The sequence below is a fragment of the Oleiphilus sp. HI0079 genome (genome assembly GCF_001635105.1).
In genome coordinates this window covers 1-1,529 of the sequence record NZ_LWFT01000829.1, presented here as the reverse complement: position 1 = coordinate 1,529, position 1,529 = coordinate 1, and the positions used below count along the sequence as shown (strand labels likewise).

Annotated in this window: 1 protein-coding gene and 1 pseudogene; both read right to left on the bottom strand. The window is 46.0% G+C overall.

Annotation, left to right across the window (positions count from 1 at the left end):
* A pseudogene (locus A3750_RS15570) lies at positions 1–222 on the bottom strand (type II secretion system F family protein); the annotation flags it as partial.
* Between the two features lie 2 nt (positions 223–224).
* Positions 225–1,529 (bottom strand): type IV-A pilus assembly ATPase PilB (gene pilB, locus A3750_RS15565; RefSeq protein WP_068548424.1); only part of this gene is annotated, 1,305 nt, incomplete at its 5' end.

Here is a 1,529-nt window from a genome sequence, read left to right as displayed (position 1 = left end):
TTGGCGCACAAATATTGCGATATCAAACGGGGTGATTTTCTTTTTTCCTCCGCCGAAGCTGAAAGAAGGTTTGCGTATGCGCTTCGCATTAATGCCTTGCTTTCGAAGTTGGGCTTTTACGATTGCTTGAGTTTCACCACGCATTTCGCCTTTTACTTTATTGCCTTTGCGGTCGGTGCCTTCCCATTCAAAAGCGATAAGTTTTTTTGTGTTTTCTGCCATGATTATTCCTTCGTTACTCGCTGTACTTCTGCAAGGCTGGTAACGCCCTCAATTGCTTTTAATAATGCAGATTTTCTTAAATCGTTAAACCCTTCCTCATCAGCAGCTTTTGCGATCGCGAGCGAGTCGGCTTCCTGCATAATGAGTTGAGAAATGCTTGGTGTGATCTTGACCACTTCGTAGATACCTACTCTTCCTTTATAGCCGTTATTACACTTATCGCAGCCTTTCGGTTGATAGATTGTGATGCCGGCATCAATTTGATCTTGGGTAAAGCCTTCTTTGAGCAATGTTTCACCAGGTATGTCAATCGGCTCTTTACAGCTGCTGCAAAGGCGTCGTGCCAATCGCTGTGCAATAATAAGTGATACGGATGTTGCGATACTAAACGCCGGTACACCCATGTTGATTAGACGGGTCAGGGTCTCTGGTGCACTGTTAGTGTGCAAGGTTGACATGACCAAGTGACCGGTTTGCGCGGCTTTGATCGCGATAGAGGCGGTCTCTAAATCTCGAATCTCACCAACCATGACAATGTCAGGATCCTGTCGCAAAAAGGAACGAAGTGCTTCCGAGAAGTTAAGGCCGACTTTTGAATTTACGTTAACCTGATTAATACCCTCTAGGTTGATCTCAACAGGATCTTCCGCAGTTGATATATTTAGTTCTGGCGTATTTAGGATGTTCAAGCCGGTATAAAGTGAAACAGTTTTTCCCGATCCGGTAGGGCCGGTCACGAGGATCATACCTTGAGGTTGGTGCAATGCTTCGAGATAAAGTTCTTTCTGAAAGTCTTCATACCCAAGCGCGTCGATACCCATCTTCGCAGAGCTTGGATCGAGAATCCGCAGGACGATCTTTTCACCCCAAAGGGTGGGTAGGGTGTTGACCCGGAAGTCGATGGCCTTCGTTTTAGAGAGTTTCATCTTGATCCGGCCATCTTGCGGCATCCGCCTCTCGGATATGTCCATCTGTGACATGACTTTCAGGCGGGCTGCGATTTTCGGCGCAAGTTTAATGGATGGTTTAGATACTTCATGAAGAATGCCATCAGTACGATAACGAACTCGGTAAGTTTTTTCGTAGGGTTCAAAGTGAAGATCCGAGGCTCCTTGTTTAATCGCATCAAGCAGCATTTTGTTAACGTACTTAACGATCGGAGCGTCGTCGGCCTCGTTGCTGATAGCTTCATCTTCCTTATCTGATGAGCCGTCATCAATATCGATATCTAAATCGGCGTCATCCAGATCGCCCATCGAGTCGTCTTGAGATTCAAGGTACTTGTCGATAGCACTGATCAACTTGTC